The sequence below is a fragment of the Candidatus Zixiibacteriota bacterium genome, from assembly GCA_019038695.1.
In the GTDB taxonomy this organism is placed as follows: Bacteria; Zixibacteria; MSB-5A5; order GN15; family FEB-12; genus B120-G9.
In genome coordinates, this window is the sequence record JAHOYZ010000023.1 from 55,167 (window position 1) to 72,099 (window position 16,933).

At 51.0% G+C, this 16,933-nt stretch carries 14 protein-coding genes; 11 read left to right on the forward strand and 3 right to left on the reverse strand.

Going from position 1 to position 16,933, the window contains the following annotated elements; all coding sequences use genetic code 11:
• Positions 1–13 precede the first annotated feature (13 nt).
• The 5 genes from KOO62_07960 to lpdA all read left to right on the forward strand — a co-directional run bounded on the left by KOO62_07960 (position 14) and on the right by lpdA (position 5,248).
• Positions 14–685, forward strand: coding sequence for a hypothetical protein (locus KOO62_07960; protein ID MBU8933929.1), 672 nt, complete (start codon positions 14–16; stop codon positions 683–685).
• Between the two features lie 264 nt (positions 686–949).
• Entirely contained in the window at positions 950–1,525 is a 576-nt protein-coding gene (locus KOO62_07965; protein MBU8933930.1) for a rubrerythrin family protein, read from the forward strand.
• A 117-nt stretch (positions 1,526–1,642) separates the two neighbouring features.
• On the forward strand, positions 1,643–2,758 hold the full coding sequence (locus KOO62_07970) for an SO_0444 family Cu/Zn efflux transporter (GenBank protein ID MBU8933931.1): 1,116 nt from the start codon (positions 1,643–1,645) through the stop codon (positions 2,756–2,758).
• Positions 2,759–2,819: 61 nt separating this feature from the next.
• Complete coding sequence (locus KOO62_07975; GenBank protein ID MBU8933932.1) at positions 2,820–3,629, forward strand: ZIP family metal transporter; 810 nt, start codon at positions 2,820–2,822, stop codon at positions 3,627–3,629.
• Between the two features lie 221 nt (positions 3,630–3,850).
• On the forward strand, positions 3,851–5,248 hold the full coding sequence (lpdA, locus tag KOO62_07980) for a dihydrolipoyl dehydrogenase (protein ID MBU8933933.1): 1,398 nt from the start codon (positions 3,851–3,853) through the stop codon (positions 5,246–5,248).
• A gap of 97 nt (positions 5,249–5,345) precedes the next feature.
• Here lpdA and KOO62_07985 read toward each other — a convergent pair whose 3' ends face one another.
• Both KOO62_07985 and KOO62_07990 read right to left on the reverse strand, forming a co-directional pair.
• Positions 5,346–6,530 carry a DegT/DnrJ/EryC1/StrS family aminotransferase gene (locus KOO62_07985; protein MBU8933934.1) on the reverse strand — a complete coding sequence of 395 codons (1,185 nt, stop codon included), beginning with the start codon at positions 6,528–6,530 and terminating at the stop codon, positions 5,346–5,348.
• Positions 6,496–7,563: a glycosyltransferase family 4 protein gene (locus KOO62_07990; protein ID MBU8933935.1), complete on the reverse strand. Its 1,068-nt coding sequence runs from the start codon at positions 7,561–7,563 to the stop codon at positions 6,496–6,498. Before KOO62_07990 ends, KOO62_07985 begins: the two co-directional genes overlap by 35 nt.
• Positions 7,564–7,722: 159 nt before the next feature.
• On the opposite strand from KOO62_07990, the gene KOO62_07995 reads away from it, so the two are divergent.
• A complete protein-coding gene (locus KOO62_07995; protein ID MBU8933936.1) occupies positions 7,723–8,535 on the forward strand; it encodes an aldo/keto reductase in 813 nt (270 codons plus the stop codon).
• 41 nt (positions 8,536–8,576) lie between these two features.
• Here the strand turns inward: KOO62_07995 and KOO62_08000 are convergent, their stop codons facing one another.
• Positions 8,577–9,812 carry a hypothetical protein gene (locus KOO62_08000; GenBank protein ID MBU8933937.1) on the reverse strand — a complete coding sequence of 412 codons (1,236 nt, stop codon included), beginning with the start codon at positions 9,810–9,812 and terminating at the stop codon, positions 8,577–8,579.
• Between the two features lie 506 nt (positions 9,813–10,318).
• On the opposite strand from KOO62_08000, the gene KOO62_08005 reads away from it, so the two are divergent.
• The 5 genes from KOO62_08005 to KOO62_08025 all read left to right on the forward strand — a co-directional run bounded on the left by KOO62_08005 (position 10,319) and on the right by KOO62_08025 (position 16,919).
• A complete protein-coding gene (locus tag KOO62_08005) occupies positions 10,319–11,875 on the forward strand; it encodes a sensor domain-containing diguanylate cyclase (protein MBU8933938.1) in 1,557 nt (518 codons plus the stop codon).
• A 63-nt stretch (positions 11,876–11,938) separates the two neighbouring features.
• The gene (locus tag KOO62_08010) at positions 11,939–12,937 is read left to right on the forward strand and encodes a hypothetical protein (protein ID MBU8933939.1); all 999 of its coding nucleotides are present in this window, start codon (positions 11,939–11,941) and stop codon (positions 12,935–12,937) included.
• A 12-nt stretch (positions 12,938–12,949) separates the two neighbouring features.
• Entirely contained in the window at positions 12,950–14,140 is a 1,191-nt protein-coding gene (locus KOO62_08015) for an anhydro-N-acetylmuramic acid kinase (protein MBU8933940.1), read from the forward strand.
• Between the two features lie 38 nt (positions 14,141–14,178).
• A complete protein-coding gene (locus KOO62_08020; GenBank protein MBU8933941.1) occupies positions 14,179–15,438 on the forward strand; it encodes a SpoIID/LytB domain-containing protein in 1,260 nt (419 codons plus the stop codon).
• Between the two features lie 11 nt (positions 15,439–15,449).
• Positions 15,450–16,919 carry an OmpA family protein gene (locus tag KOO62_08025; protein MBU8933942.1) on the forward strand — a complete coding sequence of 490 codons (1,470 nt, stop codon included), beginning with the start codon at positions 15,450–15,452 and terminating at the stop codon, positions 16,917–16,919.
• The last annotated feature ends 14 nt before the right edge of the window (positions 16,920–16,933 follow it).

Sequence of the window (16,933 nt, forward strand, 5' to 3'; positions counted from 1 at the left end):
AGGTATGTGAACGATGGCGATTCGATCACAGAAGGCAGAAGCAACAGCATTCCTGAGAAATCGGGATCGAACCGGCTTGCTGGAGTGGGCCAGATCGGTGCGTGGCCCTCTCCGGGCGCTCATATCAATAACTTTTGACCCCGTTGAGTTGATGCGATGGCGAGCAATTGAGGCGGTCGGCTGGGTTGTGGCTACATTCGCAGAATCCAACCTGGACCGAGTGAGGGATATGCTCCGGCGGCTATTCTGGCAGATGAATGACGAGTCCGGCGGTCTCGCCTGGCATGCGCCCGAACTCATCGGCGAAATACTCGTCAATGTACCGGTGCTGATTCCCGAGTACGCTGATCTTCTCCTCTCGTCTTTGCGAGAAGAACCATTTGAGCGAGGGGTGCACCTGGCTATCTACCGGATAGCTCAGATTGATTCCAAACCTTTTGCTGAAAGAGCATCCGAGCTTGCCAACTCGGTAGCTAGTCCCGATCCGATCATACGAGCTTTTTCGGCATTGACATTGGGGGAGTTGAAGGCATCGGCGTATTGCAATATCCTGAAGCCGTTGATTAAAGACCAGTCTCAACTGCGACACTACGACTTCAATAATGGCGACTTTGTGACCTTAAGGATAAGTGAAGCTGCGCGAACTGCAGTGGAAATGATCGAGTCGAAGGATAGGGCCGCTTGAACTTCAAAGAAAGAACAAGAGGAACAGAACGTTTTGAATAGGGGAAGGAGAAACCAGCTTCGGCGTTGCAAACATTTTGGAAGAGACAAGTGTACTGACTGTCCAGAACCAAATCCGACCGATGAGAACTGTGATGTCCTTGCTCAAGCTAAGCCCCACTCAAAAAAGACACGAAGTGAACCGGATGGTCCGGATACTGAGAATGAAACGAGACAATAGTAGTCGTCGACTGATCGGCGTGATGAAAATTTGGGAGGTATTTCAGTGGCTGATGTAAAAGGGACCAAAACCGAAAAGAACCTTCTCACGGCATTTGCCGGCGAGTCCCAGGCACGAAACCGCTACACGTATTTTGCAAGCAAGGCGAAAAAAGAAGGTTTTATCCAGATAGCACACATCTTTGAAGAGACCGCCAACCATGAAAAAGAACATGCCAAGCGTTTATTCAAATTCCTCAAGGGTGGCGAAGTTGAAGTCCAGGCAACTTTCCCGGCTGGTGTAATAGGCAGTACAGCCGAAAACCTGAAAGCTTCCGCCGGAGGAGAGCATCACGAGTGGGAGAGCATGTATCCCGAATTCGCGAAGATCGCTCGTGAGGAAGGCCTTGAGACTATCGCGAAGACATTCGAGGCTATCGCGGTGGCAGAGAAACAACACGAAAAACGTTTCCTTGCCTTTATGAATCGGGTTGAGGCGGGTACTGTTTTCAAAGAGCAAGGCAAAGTTGTCTGGCGGTGTCGCAACTGCGGCTATGTTCATGAAGGCGACGAAGCACCAAAGGCATGCCCGGCGTGTGCTCACCCACAAGCGCATTTTGAGCGTTTGGCAGAGAACTGGTAGTTGACCTTCGCTTGTAGACGATTGAGATGAATAAATCCTTGATGTAAGTAGCGGCGATCTGCAACTTTCATCAGTGGCAACGAAGGTCAAGTTCGACAAGATGGAGCGTTAGTCGCAATGTATGATCTGTTAGCACGAATAACCCAGGAGAGTTGGCTGATTCTTGGTCAGATGTCTCCCTACCTGTTGTTCGGGTTCCTGGCGGCCGGTGTTCTTTCTGTTTATCTGTCAGCCGAATGGGTCCGCCGGTATCTCGGTGGCAGTGGCTATCGGGGAGTGTTCCTGGCCTCTCTGTTTGGGGTTCCTCTGCCGTTGTGTTCCTGTAGTGTCATACCGGTGGCGGTTTCGATTCGAGAGAGTGGTGCCAGCCGGGCTGCTACTACGGCCTTTCTACTTTCAACTCCACAAACTGGTGTAGATAGCATTGCTGTTACGTATGCGCTACTGGGTCCGGTATTTGCTATTTTTCGGCCTGTTACAGCTCTTCTGTCTGGCTTGGTTGGTGGTGGACTCGTGGGCCTTTTCGGAGAAAAGGAGAAACCACAAAGTCTACAAATGACTGGTGTTTCGTGCTGCTGCTGTGAATCGTCGATACCCGAACCTGAGAAGTCGAAAGTCGCTCATGCCCTGAAGTACGGTTTTCTTGAGTTGCCACGAGATATCGGGATGGCGCTACTATTGGGAATTCTGATTGCCGGAATCCTTACTGCTGTTGTGCCGCAGGATTCACTGGCCGCCTACGTCGGCGGGGGATTTCTGTCTATGCTGATTCTGATGGTAGCTGGAGTGCCGGTCTATGTCTGTGCAACGGCTTCAGTGCCTATTGCAGCCGGATTCATACACATGGGTGCTTCCGCCGGTGCAGCTCTGGCTTTCCTTATCGCTGGTCCAGCCACCAATGCAGCCGCCGTCACGACAATCTGGCGTACTCTGGGATCACGAACCGCTATCCTCTATTTGATAACAGTGGCGGCCAGCGCCTTGGGCTTTGGTCTGATTCTGGACTGGCTGATACCGATGGCTGGTAGTACTGTGCCGGAACTGGCCGATCAGGCGCACCATGAGATGGAAAGTGTCTGGGTTCATAACGGTAGTGCGATAGTGCTTCTGATTATCCTTGGAATGGCCTATGTTTCTGCCAGATATCCGGTCAATGAAAAGAAAGGTGAATCCTGTTGTAATAACGTCACCCTGGACAGCAACTCGCATGGAGAAGTAAATTCTTCTCGTTGAGAAAGTGCCATTTCACTTTGTGACGATCATTATTCGAGGGAGTAATTGAATCATGCCACCAATTGACTGGTTTGTACAATTGAATCCAGTCGTCCAGGCTCTGTTGGCGACCTGTTTCACATGGGCGCTTACTGCCGCCGGAGCAGCTCTGGTCTTTTCCATGAAGGACCTGAAACGCAGCACTATGGATGCCATGCTGGGTTTTGCTGCCGGGGTTATGATAGCGGCCAGTTGTTGGTCTCTGTTGATTCCATCAATAGAGATGGCCGAGGACTGGAGCCTCCCGGCGTGGATTCCTGCTACAGTGGGATTTCTTCTGGGGGCATCCTTCCTGCGATTGGTTGACAGATTTCTTCCTCACCTCCATCCTGGTATGGCTACCCAACAGGCCGAAGGGGTCAAAACCAGATGGCAGAGAACGACACTGTTGGTGTTGGCTATCACGCTCCACAACATTCCGGAAGGTCTGGCAGTAGGTGTAGCTTTCGGAGCTGCGGCGGCGGGTCTTGATTCGGCTACTCTGGCCGGTGCGGTGGCGCTGGCGATTGGAATTGGCATTCAGAATTTCCCAGAAGGAACTGCGGTCTCGATGCCGTTGCGGCGTGAGGGGTTCTCTCGAGCCAAAAGTTTCTGGTACGGACAATTATCGGGCGTAGTTGAACCAATGGCCGGCGTTCTTGGAGCGGCACTGGTGTTAGTGGCTCGTCCTATTCTGCCCTATGCATTGTCATTTGCTGCCGGAGCCATGATCTTTGTTGTGATTGAGGATCTGGTACCAGAATCACAGACCGGCGGACACTCGCACGCAGCCACTTGGGGTGCGATAATCGGGTTTGCCGTGATGATGACATTGGATGTAGCTTTAGGGTGAGTGTTGTGGACAAAGCCACTTTTATTGATTCGGTTAGTATTGATATGACAATGGAATACATGCAAAAAAGATTATCGTGAAAGTCGCCGGGCCAGCTTGGAACGGCACATATTTCCGCGTCTTGCTATCGTTGCCGGTGGCTATTGCTGGCTAACGTTTTGATTGGAAAACATGGATAGCGGGTTCTTTGAAGTGATACGAAATAGTTGAGGATTCATCGGATGAGTGAGAAATTCGAACTGGTAATTATCGGTGCCGGTCCGGGAGGTTATGTGGCAGCTATCAGAGCTGCTCAACTCGGTTTCAAGACGGTCGTGGTCGAACGTGAGTACCTGGGAGGAGTTTGTCTCAACTGGGGCTGTATACCATCAAAGACGCTCTTGTATGTGACGGAACTCAAGCGCAAAATCAAGGAAGCATCGCGGATCGGTCTCAAGGCAGAAAACGTATCGATCGACCTCGATCGGTTGCGTAAGCACAAAGACACCACTGTCAAGCGCCTCACCGGCGGCGTGGGGATGTTACTTGAAAATGCTGGCGTTACAATCGTAAACGGTTCCGCTTCATTCCTCTCCCAAAACGAACTGGAGATTGTTGGCGAAGACGGCAGGAAAACTATAAAGGCTGACAATTTCGTTATAGCTACCGGAGCATCACCAATCGAACTGCCCATGCTAAGACAGGACGGCGAAGCCATTATTGGTGCTCGTGAAGCAATAGGAATTCCCCGTGTACCTGAGGAAATGCTCGTTGTCGGGGCCGGTCCGATTGGCGTCGAAATGGCGACTGTCTATCGATCGCTGGGAGCACGGGTGACGATTGTAGAAATGCTCGACTCAGTGCTACCTACGCTTGATTCCGACATTGGCGCTGCGCAGGCACGAGCGCTCAAGAAGATGGGCATGAAGCTCCTTCTATCGTCCAGAGTAACTTCCTCGAAACGCAATGGTGAGACAGTTGAAGTTGTCATCGAATCTGAAGGGGATAGCAAAACTCACAATTTTGATCTTATTCTTGTCGCGGCCGGGATGAAACCAAACACATCATCTCTCAATCTCGAGGGAGTTGGCGTACAAGTTGACTCTCATGGTTTCGTGGTTGTTGATGACCAGATGCGAAGCAGTGTCTCTCATATTTGTGCTGTTGGTGACATCGCCGGGGGAATGCTACTGGCTCACAAAGCATCGCACGAGGGTATTGTTGCCGTCGAGGCTTTGGCGGGATCCCCTACACGGGCAGATTGGAAGGCCGTTCCCTATGCGGTTTTCACTGATCCCGAAGTGGCTGGAATTGGTCTGACCGAGAAAGAAGCTGCTGAAGCCAGCATGGAAATCAAGGTTGGCAAGTTCCCTTTCCGCGCTATAGGGAAAGCGGTGGCAACGCTCGCAACAGACGGATTCGTCAAGATAGTGGCCGACGCCGTTACTGATAATATCCTTGGCATCCATGTTGTTGGCCCCCATGCCGGTGATATCGTAATGACGGGCACGGCGCTGATGGAAATGGATGCCACGGCCGAGGAATTGGGGCACTTGATGGCTATCCACCCCACTCTTTCAGAGGCTTTGGTGGAAGCTGGCCTTAGCGTCAACAAGCACGCCATCCACATGCCGAACTGAGTGGTTCTCCAATAACTTAACCCTGAGTGGTCAGCGCGTGTCATGAGTCAGGCTAAGATGTTAGTAGGGTGTGTCAATGAAGAAACGGCAATGCCGTCTACCGACCATGCCTGCGCACCAGTGAATGTATCGTTTCGCAGATGTAATCAACATCCGAAGATTTCAAAGTCGGGTACAACGGTAAAGAGATAACACGCTGCCCGGCATAGGCGGCGTTGGGGAAATACTGCGGTGAGAGTCCAAACAGGTCGCGATAACACGAAAGTTCAAAGATCGGTTTGTAATGCACTCCGCATTCAATTCCTTTGCGACTCATAGCCGCGATGAACTTATTCCGGTCAATCTTCAGGCTTGACAGGTGCAATTTGATTATGAACAGGTGCCAGCCATGAACGTATCCGCCTGCAATTTCGGGCACCTCGAGATAATCTTCCAGGCCGACGAGGTTTTTGAGATAACGTTGCGCTAGTTTAGTGCGCGCTTTCTGAACTTTCTCGAAAGACGCCAACTGCCCCAGCCCGATGGCCGCATGTAGCTCGGACATATTTCCCTTATATCCGACAGTGACAGCATCGTATTCCCATCGGCCTGAATTTGTTCGGTTAAGTGTGCTCGATGACAGGCCATGGCGAGCCAGCAGGTGTACCTTGTCGGTCAGCATTTTGTGACGAGAGGCTACCAAACCACCCTCGCCGCAAGTGAGATTCTTGGTGGAATAGAAAGAGAACACAGCCCCATCACACAGTTGAGGGATCGACCTTTTCCTGTACGACGCTCCAATCGAATGGGCCGCATCAGCCAGAAGGGCAACGGAATGAGCATCACATATCTTGTTCAACTGCACGTAATCGGCTGGATAGCCGGCGATATCAACCGGCATGATGGCCATCGTTTGGTCAGACACTTTGCGGGCGACTTCGTCAGGATCAATGTTCAGGGTTTTTGGATCGATATCGGCAAAGACAGGCCGAGCACCAGCTTCGATAATAGCCTCGACGGTGGCGGCAAAAGTAAACGGGGTTGTAATCACTTCCCGGCCCGTACTTGCCCCGAGTGTCTTCAAGGCGAGATGAAGCCCGGTCGTGCAAGAACTCACGCTGGCAACGTGTTTCACCCCGAGGAGTTTGGCCACAGCCTTCTCGAAAGCAGCCACGCGCGAACCAACAGTTAGCCAACCTTCGTTGAGTACTGCCGCAACTTCCTTTTTCGCTTTCGACGACAACTTGAGATCGAAGAGCGGTATCTTCTTACGCATGGCTTGCTTCACTAATAAGCCTTTCATACAGCTCGATCATCATGTCAAGTGATCGGTCCCAACTGAAGTTGTCGCGCACGAAGAGATGTCCCGCATCACCCATCTTCTTCATAAGATCGGCATTTTGCGATAGTGTCATAATAGCCTCGGCCAACGCTTCGGGATCATTCGGCGGGATGAGGATACCTGTCTCGCCATCGCGCAGTACTTCCGGTACGCCACCGACATTCGATGCAATAACCGGTCGGCCACAGATTCCTGCTTCAAGGGCTGCAACGCCAAAAGCTTCGCGTCGCGACGGCATCACAACCATATGATGCTGTGAGATGAACTTGTAGATATTCTTGTTCTCAATAAAGCCGACCAGATCAACAATATCGGCAATGTTAAGATCGGTCACCATCGACTGCAATTCCCCGGTCATTTCCCCACGGCCCGCCAGCGAAAGTTTGATATTCGGTATTCTTGATTTGGCCCGGGCGAGTGCTCTAAGAAGAATATCCAGACCGTAGATTGATTTGTGATTTTTTATAAAGCAAAGACGAAGATAATCCATCGATGGCAGTGGTTCAGTAGTGTTTGGAACGTTCACCCCAAAAGGAATGACGGAGATTCGCTGCTCTACTGCCGGGAGAAGATTTCGGGTAGTCTTCCGAAGAAAGTCGCTGGTAGCTGTGATATGAGTAGCTTTTCCAAGTTGGTACCTAAGCCACGCGCGGCGTAATCTAGTGGAAGGGAAATCTACAACATCGGATCCCCATACCGACATCACTAACGGAGAGAACCGTGACCATACCCCCCACAAACCGAAGCCGGAGACATAATGCAAATGGATGAGATCCGGTTTGAACGCCTGTGCTTCTCGCACTGCCGTAGAGGCATGAGCTAGGTACGACCATCGTCCACTTCGCGGGAAAACAACAGTCTCGCATCCGTCAACCTCCCAACCGTCGAGAGAGATTACCTTGACCTCGCAGCCCCGTTCACGCAGGCCAGCGGCCCAGCGATGAATGTGGACCGAATTGGCCCAACCGAAAATGACAATCCGCTTGTTGGTCATTCTAAATGATACGAAGATAATCATCCATCTGTCAACTCGTTGTCTCCTTTACAAGTGCTGTATGTCTTACCTGATATGAGAGGATCGTCATTCAGGGTGCAATCGCGGTCACTGAAAAAAACTTGCCGGAGACAAGCTTTCTTGATTAGGATGAAAGTAATGATACAGGACTTTACACATTCAGTATTAGGCCGCACCGGTATCGAAGTTCATCGACTCGGTCTGTCGGCCACTTACCGGCCGGGCAAAAAGACCCTTCACCGCGCCCTTGACGCTGGCCTTAACTATGTTTTTATGTACGGTTTCGATACTCAGATGAAAAGTGTTCTTCGGGATGAGATTGTTAACAATCGCGACCGATTCGTTATCGCTACCGGCGCTTACAACTACATCTGGTGGCATTCGGACATTCGCAAGACCCTTGAGAAACGCCTGCGGCAGTTAAGGACTGATCACATTGATGTCTTTCTGTTCATGGGCGTAATGAAAGAGAAGGAATTCCCGGAGCACATAAGAGAGGAACTGTATCGGCTAAAGGAGGAAGGCAAAGTGCGCGCCATTGGTATCTCAACGCACGACCGAAAGTTTGCCGGAAAGCTGGCGACGGATGGAGCACAGGATGTTCTGATGGTACGATACAATGCCGCTCATCGCGGGGCTGAAGAGGACGTGTTTCCTCATCTGCAGAAGCATAATCCCGGTATAATCAGTTTCACTGCCACGCGTTGGCGGTATCTAATCAAACGACCTTCAGGATATCCAAAAGGCGATCGTCTTCCCACTCCCGGCGAATGCTATCGCTTTGTCCTCTCCAATCCCAATGTCGATGTCTGCATGATGGCTCCATCTAATCAAAAACAGCTCGAACATAACCTCACCACTCTCGAAGAGGGACCGCTCAGCGACGAAGATATGGAGTTTATGAAGCAATTCGGTGATCGAGTGCATCACACGAGGAAGTGGTTCATGTAAGCCGGAACCTGATCGGAATCGAAGGGGCAGGACCAGACAGGTTAGGGCTGTTCCTTAGGCTGAGGTAATTTTGAAGAAGGGGCTTCGGGATGGCTACGGTTCTGGCGAATACTCAACACTATCGCTCCTGCTCCGGCAATCGCCGCCAACAGATACACGAAAAAGCCAATCACCGGCACCGCGAAAATAATGGTCAGGATAATCAGCCCGACCAGTAATTGCCACTTGCCCAGCTCGATCGGTTTGGTCTTGAAAATCCTGACCAGCCAGTAACCGATCAGGAAGGCCATGACAATCTTGCCGGCATAGAAGATGATTCCTCCGGACACCGCCGTGAAGCTGGTAATAGGCAGCATCAGGATCGAGAACACCAGAGCCGCTACCCCAATGGCCGCGCTGTCAGTGGTTGATACTATCAGCCCCACAACCATCAGTACCAGAGAGACAGCCAACACCATCAGGCTGAAGGCAAAGCCCAGCAGGGCTAGAAAACCGGAAGCTAGAGAAACAGAAAACCGGTCCCGCAGCTGTCTAAAGGACTCTAGCGCATGTCGTCGAAATATGGCCACTATGATGATTCCAAACAGGAACGCGGCCAGGAGTTTGGAGGACGAGAGGAGAAAGTCAGAGGTAAAATCATCACCTTCGTCATCAGAACTCTCAGTCCCACAACATGGCACCCAAACTGTCTCCCCTTCGATGATTGCGCCGTCACTGATCTCAATTCCCGAGGTGTCGATAGTCTCGTAGGTCAGATTGCCGGTGATTACAGTCGCAGCTTTAATCCGAATCTGCTTTGCCTTCAGGCTGACATCTCCCTCGAACGTGCCATCGATAATGATCGTGTCAGCTTCAAGGGTCGAGGCGTTGCCCCGGATAGTGCCGGACACGCTGATTGATTGCCCCCAGAGGTTAACCCCCTGTTCGATAACAGCGGCGGGGCCAATCTCGATATGTAGGCCACCAGCTAAAAGTGCTCGACCGACAAAACCACCCACTTCAATATCCATCCCGAAAGCGCGCAGAGTTCTATCTACCCGGCCACTATGTCTCACATCTTGAGCAAAAATGTTGGCCGAGCCGAAGACATGTCCGTTGATGACAATACTGCTGGCCGCTCCCAACAGATCCCCTTCAATCGCGCCATCAATAGTGATCTTCTCACATGCTGCATAAAGGTCGTCGTTGATCTGATGGAGATTGGTTATGTGCAGACGTTTATCGGTTTCGAAAACTGAACCACCGACACTGCCAGCCAGCAGCACAGTACTCATCATTATGATTGAAACAACCCAAGAACTTGTTGATGACCGCTTAACCATAACTTCAGTCCGACTCCATTATCTCAGTTCGCTAATAACGGAACGTCTATCCGGCACTACTTCCATTCTGCCACCACGAACTGCTTATCATTACCTTACCATCTGGTACGGGCTAATTCCCGGCAGGTTGCCAAATCAATAAGACATCACAAGCCACAGAGCCAGTAAAATATCTACTCAGGCCGATTCCCGGATGGCCTGATCGCCCTTATTGACAAGCAGGATCCCTTATCGATCCTGACGGTACCATTGGGGCTTACTATTGACCGGAGCATACCTACCACCACGGGCGACCCTATCATAAGAGACTGTAACTTATGGTTCTGGGAGTAATGGTTCTGAGGGTAATCTAACTCGCGGGTTTTTCCGGTTCTGAAGCGGCCATTTACTCCTAAAACGCTCTGCCGTATTAACCTTATCGCATTCCGGTCGATATACGGGCTATACGGGATGTTACAATTATGAAACTGTTCCTCGATAGAAATAAAACGCTGCTTCCGCGGCTCGACAGCATGTACCTGCTGATCAGACTGGGTATATTGGCTTTCTATGCCTGGTTTATGTTCGAGCATGATCTTCATATTCAAGAGCCACTCTTGATTTACGCTATTCTGGCCACATTTGTGGCTCACCTTGTAATCTTCTATACTGCTATCCTGGGTCGATTTGATATCAAGCTGGCCTATCTGGTAACCATTGTTCTCGATATCCTTGTTGTGCCAATGATGGTGACTCTGTCTGGTGGCTTTGATTCCTCATTCTATGTGATATTCCTGATGACAATCTCGGTAGCGGCCTATGTGTTGCGGTTCTGGTTTGCAGTCTCGGCCACCTGTTTGATAATTGGTGTCTACCTGCTGTCGATCCAAACATCCCTGAGCCTTGCCACACTGTATGATGTCTCACTTCGGACAGGGCTATTCCTGGTCTCTTTCTTAGCCATTTCCTATATCTCAAAATACATGAGGCGATCTGAAAAGAGATTGCTTCACTTGTTCGACACGCTCAATATGCGTACTTCAGAGTTAGAGCGCTCTCAGGGACAGATGGAGATGGTGTACGCCAATATGCGGAACCTGTCAACTATTCTTGAACCAGATGATGTTGTTAGGGAAACCACAAGTATTCTTGGTTCCATTCTGGATTATCCGGACCATTCAATAATCTTTCGCGACAAGAGCGACCAATTCGTATACCGCGTGCGGTCGGTGAACGGAAACGCAAATTACCATATGAAAACCGTCGATACAGAGAAATTCTCCTTGGCCAAGATGGTCTCAAAACTTGATGAGCCGGTGCGAATCCTTGATACCCGAAGTCGTGACGACTTTGTGCCTCTGGTTGGGGAAACGCAATCCGCGATGATAGTTCCCATGAATTCGCATGGTGTGATTAATGGAGTAGTAATCGTTGAATCCAACCATGCCAAGGCGTTCACCGAGCGAGACCTGCAAACTCTTTCAATGGTGGCCCGTTCGGCCGCTATGGCTCTGGAGAACGCCGAGCTGCACAAACAGACCGAAGCATTGACCATTATCGACGATCTCACCGGTGCCTACAACTACCGCTATTTCATCCGTAAGTTCGAGGAAGAAAAACGACGGGCCAGTCGCTATGGAGTGGCGCTGTCCCTGATAATGATAGACATTGACTGGTTCAAGAAATTCAACGATACTTATGGTCATGAGATCGGCAATCAGATGCTCAGTCATCTGGCCAGAATCATCCAGGGCAGTATTCGTGATGTTGATATTTTCTCCCGTTACGGTGGTGAGGAATTTGTCGTCATCCTGCCCCAGACCGGACAGGAGGAAGCAACTGTTATCGGTGAGCGTATCCGAAGCAATGTTATGGAATCGGTGATCAGTGCCGCCGAGGAACAGTTGCGAATTACGGTCTCGGTAGGCGTTAGTTCTTTTCCTGAGAACGGTCGTCCACAGGAAGAGTTGGTGTCGGCGGCAGATCGTGCTCTTTATCAGGCCAAGGATGAAGGAAGAAATCTCGTATGTGTATTGTAAAAAGTGTTTTTGGTTCACGATATCTAATGTTTGCGACCGCAATCCGGTGCAGGGGATAAGAATATGTCAGATTATCTGAAACGTATTGGTCAATTGTTCATCGTGGGATTTCCCGGTAAGGAGCCGCCCTCTTCATTTCTTCGGTTTCTCGAAGAGAGACGTATTGGTGGTGTGATCCTATTTGAGGAGAACTGTCCATCTTTGAAGAAAACGCGAGAGAACGTCAAGCTCATACGAGACGTCTGCGGAGATAACACACCATTCATTGCGATCGATCAGGAAGGTGGGCGTGTTTGCCGTCTGAGAGGTGCCCCGGTTGAGATCCGATCCGCCTGGGAGTATGGGCAGGACGGCAATGTCGAGCGTTTCCGTGAAGAATATGAGCGTTCAGTGCTGGTTCTGGAGTCGTTGGGTATCAACCTGAATCTCGCTCCGGTCTGTGATGTTTTTCTCAATCCTGAGAATAACTGTTGCGACGGGCGCTGTTTTGGCACTACACCAGAAGTGGTTAAACCTTTTGTGGTGGCCGCAGTAGAGGCTTCACGAACGGCTGGTGTACTCAGTTGTCTAAAGCATTTTCCAGGGTTAGGTGCCAGTAGTATCGATCCCCACCAGAAAACTGCCACCGCCGATTATGATGAACTAATCTGGACCAACCGGGAGCGGATTCCATTTGCGGCTGGTGTGTCCGCCGGGGCAGACCTCATTATGACCACCCATATCTTGCTGCCCGAGTTCGACGATGTTATTGCAACAGGATCAAGAGGTATCATCGAGTCGCTCGTGCGCAAATCACTTGATTTCGATGGTCCCGTCATCACCGACGATCTTGCTATGGCTGGTGCCCAGGAACTGGGCGAGGTTGGTCGACGCACCATAGCGGCCTTCCAGGCCGGACACGACCTGCTGCTGTTTGGTAGTGACTTTATGCTGGCCTCACGCGCTTATGACTATTTCTGTGATTGTGTTCGTCTCGGTGAGATCAGCCAACAGCGTCTCCAGAGGGCGCTCGACCGGGTGTCAGGGATTAAGTTCAAACTCGACAGGTCAGTCCTGCGCTGATTCTTTATAGCTATGTTAATGCAACGGCTTCTTCAACGCCGACGTCTCGTAGTTCTGGGGCTGAACTCCGGGACCTCGGCCGACGGCCTTGATCTGGCAGTGGTCCGCATCTCTCGATCCCAAACGGGTCTCCGCACCACTTTCATACACGGCCATACTGTACCATATTCCAAGACACTTAGAGAGCGAGTTCTCAAGCTGGCTGATGCCAGAACTGTAACGCTCGAAGAAGTCGTCCTTCTGGATAACCTACTGGGGCAGTTCTATGGGCAGCAGGCTGCAAGTTGTTGTGACGACATGGCGGCTCGGAACACAAAGCTTCATCTGGTTGCTTCTCACGGCCAGACCGTGCGACATATTCCCCAGATAACTCGTATCGGCCCATACCATGTCAACGGCACTCTGCAGCTTGGCAGTCTGGATCAGATCGCCGCTGTGACAGGGTTGCCGGTGGTCGGTGATTTTCGACAGGCTGATATTGCCATTGGGGGCGAGGGTGCGCCTATTACTACTGGAGCCGTACAACGATTGTTCGGAACGCAGAAATCCCGACTGATTGTCAATATTGGGGGTATGGCGAATTATTTTTACCTTCCCGGCCGACAAACTCGATTTACATTGATGGCCTGTGATTGTGGACCGGGCAACAGTTTGTCTGATATCTTGACGGCACAGTTATTTCATCGTCCATTTGATCGCGATGGTCGCCTCGCTCGAAAGGGTCACGCAAGCCAACGTCTGATGTTATACCTGCAAAAAGAAGAGTTCTTCAAGGGCCAGGCACAATCGACCGGTCGGGAGACATTTGGTGTATACATGGCCGACAAGATGATAAAGCACGGACGGAAGCTGGGACTGGGTAACGTTGATCTGGTTGCTACCGCCGCCGAACTTACGGCGATAACCATAGCCGAAGCGGTGCAACCATTGCTTGAAGATGATACTTCGTTGTCGAAATTGTATTTGACCGGCGGTGGACGAAATAACATGTTCATTCGAGAGAGGTTAGATGCGCACTTGCCCGACCTTGAGGTGGGCTTGATTGATGATCTTGGCCTCGATGGCGATTATGTTGAAGCCGCTTCCTATGCCGTCATCGGTGAGGCTTGTTTGCGTTCGGAACCAATAAACCGGACCACTAGAACCGGAGCGGCTCAAACTCTGAGGCCGGTGCTGGGTCATATTGCTCAGCCACCCGCGTAAGGATTTTTATGGACGAGAACAACTGCAGTAGTAGCCGTATGCGATGGTTCGTGAAAATTGCCGCTCGGCTGGGCACCGGCCTGTGCATTATGCTTTTGGTCTGGAGTTGTGCTACCGTACCCGGACTCAAGGACGAAGAACCTGGCTCATTCATCCGTGTTCCATTTGTCAGGGTCCTTCTGGGGGAGAACGAGGAAGAAGCCGGCTTCTCGGCCCCGAAAGCTTTCGCCGTTGAATGCCTGACTGGTGGACAACAGGCTGTGTACTACTCCAGCCGTCCAGTGACAGTCCGGAGCCAGGGAAGTTTTCTGACGGTAGTGAGCAATACGGGGACAACGATCCAGGACAATGTCGATGAAGTGAACATCATCCCGCGCGGATCCGGCAACTACATCAACCTCTACGGCAAACCATACCGGGGTATCACGCAAGTACTACCCTACGGACGAAATGTACAGCTTATCAATATCGTCTATATGGAAGATTATCTGCGAGGCGTTGTGCCACCCGAGATTGGCAAGCGAACGAAAAATGAGCTGGAGGCAGTTAAAGCCCAGGCGGTTGCCGCCCGTACTTACGCTCTTTCTCATTTGCAACAATATCCGTCCGAACGTTATGACATGAAAGCCTCTATCTATGATCAGGTATACGAAGGCACTAAGGTCGAGAACTCCGTCGCCAATCGAGCTATTGATGAAACAGCAGGCAATGTGATTATGTATGAAGACAAGATGATTGAAGCCTACTACCACTCTACTTGTGGTGGTGCTACCGATGATATTGCTCATGTCTGGGATCGCAAGTCGATTCCGTATCTCAAAGCGGTTACCGATGATGGCGCTTGTTCATGGTCGAAGTACTACAACTGGAAAGAACACTTCACCGAAAAACAACTACGCGGCAGGATAGAACAGTATATGGCCAGTGATCGAGGTCGGGATATGCGGATCGGAGAAATCAGAGATATCACAATTGGCGAGCGTACCCCCGGCAATCGCATCGCAAAACTGACTATCCATACCGACAACGACAACTATCGTTTCTTCCGAGATCGCATTCGTTGGGTAATCGGACGTACTTCCAATCCGGACCTTATCCTTCCCTCAGATCGATTCGATGTCATTATCACGCGTGACGGGGCGGGCAGTATCCAGAATATCACCTTCCAGGGACAGGGTTACGGCCACGGTGTTGGCATGTGTCAGTGTGGAGCGATTGGCAAAGCCCGACAGGGTGAATTGTTCGGTGATATCTTACGGCATTACTACCAGGGAACGGAAATCCGAAAACTGTATTAGAAGGCATACGGATGCAGAAGTTTACGCTCAAATTAATCACGCCGGCTGTCCTTATGGTGTTTTGCGCCATGCTGGCCATGCCGACTGAGGCGGCGGACTTCCGTTACACCCTGGGATTACACGGCGAAGTAGCTACTGTTACGGGTGGCGAAGGATACAAATTCCCTTTGCGACGTGCCTATGGCATGTCGCTTGGCTACGCTGTGTCAGAACATTGGGATCTTGATGTGAACCTGGGTTGGTATGATCTCTATGATGATTTGTCCGCCACCTCCAGTTTTTCTTTCAGAAATGATAGCACCTTATCTTCACGTCGATTCCAGGCGACCCGCCTCGGGGCTGAAGTGAAACGGATTCTCTTACCACCCGGCGGGTTAGTCAATATCTCGCTTGGTCTGGGTGGAGGATTGCTGATTTGGAGGATGGCTGATCCTGGAGTTGACACCACTCTGGAAGTACCGGGATCACGAAATGAGACCGTGGATTATTCGTCAACCGAAGTGTTTGTCACCGGTCTGGTGGGGACTGAGATTGCCCTGTCGAGTCATTTTGCGCTCAATCTCGATCTCCATGTGGATTATTTAACGGGAGCGGGAACTGAATTTGCCGACGAAATCAGCTCGGCTCGTGACCGTTGGCTGGTCGGGTCATCTGTAGGATTGTCATTCTCATTTGGTCCCTCCGGTTTCCAACGTGGGTGGCCTTCGCAACGAGCCTGGTCCCTTGAGGCTCCCACAAATACTAAAAAGCCCAAAGCAGCTACTGATTCCGATGGCGACGGCATACCGGACTCCGATGACCGTTGCCACGCTACGCCTACAGACGTTATTGTGGATCGCCACGGATGTCCGCTTGACAGTGATCGTGATGGGGTCTTCGACGGTCTGGATGATTGTGATGGTACCGATCCGAGAGCCCGTAATAAAGTCGATATTTTCGGCTGCCCACTGGACTCTGATTTTGATGGTGTACCGGATTACCGTGACGCATGTCCCCACAACGCCGTCGGTGCTTTCGTTGATGAAGGTGGTTGTCCGCTCGACAGTGACGCCGATGGCATCCCCGACGGTCTGGATGACTGTCCCGGCACTCTTTACGGGATCGATGTTGACCCGCATGGCTGTGTTGATCTGAGTGTTTTCGCCAAGCCGATGATCATGAACATCGACTATGCCCCCGGGTCCTTCGAGGTCGATCCTAACAATATGGACCGGTTACGAGAGCTGGCCCGTATTCTGAATTTTGTACCAATAATAAAGCTGGAGATAAACGGCTACACCGACAACATTGGTCTGACTTCGGCCAACCAGACTTTATCGGATAAAAGAGCCCGTCGGGTTCGGGATTACCTCGTCGCTATGGATGTAGCATCAGAACGAATCCGCGTCTTTGGTCGAGGAGAAACTAGTTTTGTGGCCTCAAATCAGACCGAGGCTGATCGCGCCAAGAACAGAAGAATTGAGATTATCTTCTACAGATGATCGGATACAAAGTC

Coding starts and splice junctions, on each gene's coding strand:
- KOO62_07960 (MBU8933929.1), top strand. CDS start 14: ATGGCGATTCGATCACAGAAGGCAGAAGCAACAGCATTCCTGAGAAAT.
- KOO62_07970 (MBU8933931.1), top strand. CDS start 1,643: ATGTATGATCTGTTAGCACGAATAACCCAGGAGAGTTGGCTGATTCTT.
- lpdA (MBU8933933.1), top strand. CDS start 3,851: ATGAGTGAGAAATTCGAACTGGTAATTATCGGTGCCGGTCCGGGAGGT.
- KOO62_07985 (MBU8933934.1), bottom strand. CDS start 6,530: ATGAAAGGCTTATTAGTGAAGCAAGCCATGCGTAAGAAGATACCGCTC.
- KOO62_07990 (MBU8933935.1), bottom strand. CDS start 7,563: ATGACCAACAAGCGGATTGTCATTTTCGGTTGGGCCAATTCGGTCCAC.
- KOO62_07995 (MBU8933936.1), top strand. CDS start 7,723: ATGATACAGGACTTTACACATTCAGTATTAGGCCGCACCGGTATCGAA.
- KOO62_08000 (MBU8933937.1), bottom strand. CDS start 9,812: ATGATGAGTACTGTGCTGCTGGCTGGCAGTGTCGGTGGTTCAGTTTTC.
- KOO62_08005 (MBU8933938.1), top strand. CDS start 10,319: ATGAAACTGTTCCTCGATAGAAATAAAACGCTGCTTCCGCGGCTCGAC.
- KOO62_08010 (MBU8933939.1), top strand. CDS start 11,939: ATGTCAGATTATCTGAAACGTATTGGTCAATTGTTCATCGTGGGATTT.
- KOO62_08015 (MBU8933940.1), top strand. CDS start 12,950: ATGTTAATGCAACGGCTTCTTCAACGCCGACGTCTCGTAGTTCTGGGG.
- KOO62_08020 (MBU8933941.1), top strand. CDS start 14,179: ATGCGATGGTTCGTGAAAATTGCCGCTCGGCTGGGCACCGGCCTGTGC.
- KOO62_08025 (MBU8933942.1), top strand. CDS start 15,450: ATGCAGAAGTTTACGCTCAAATTAATCACGCCGGCTGTCCTTATGGTG.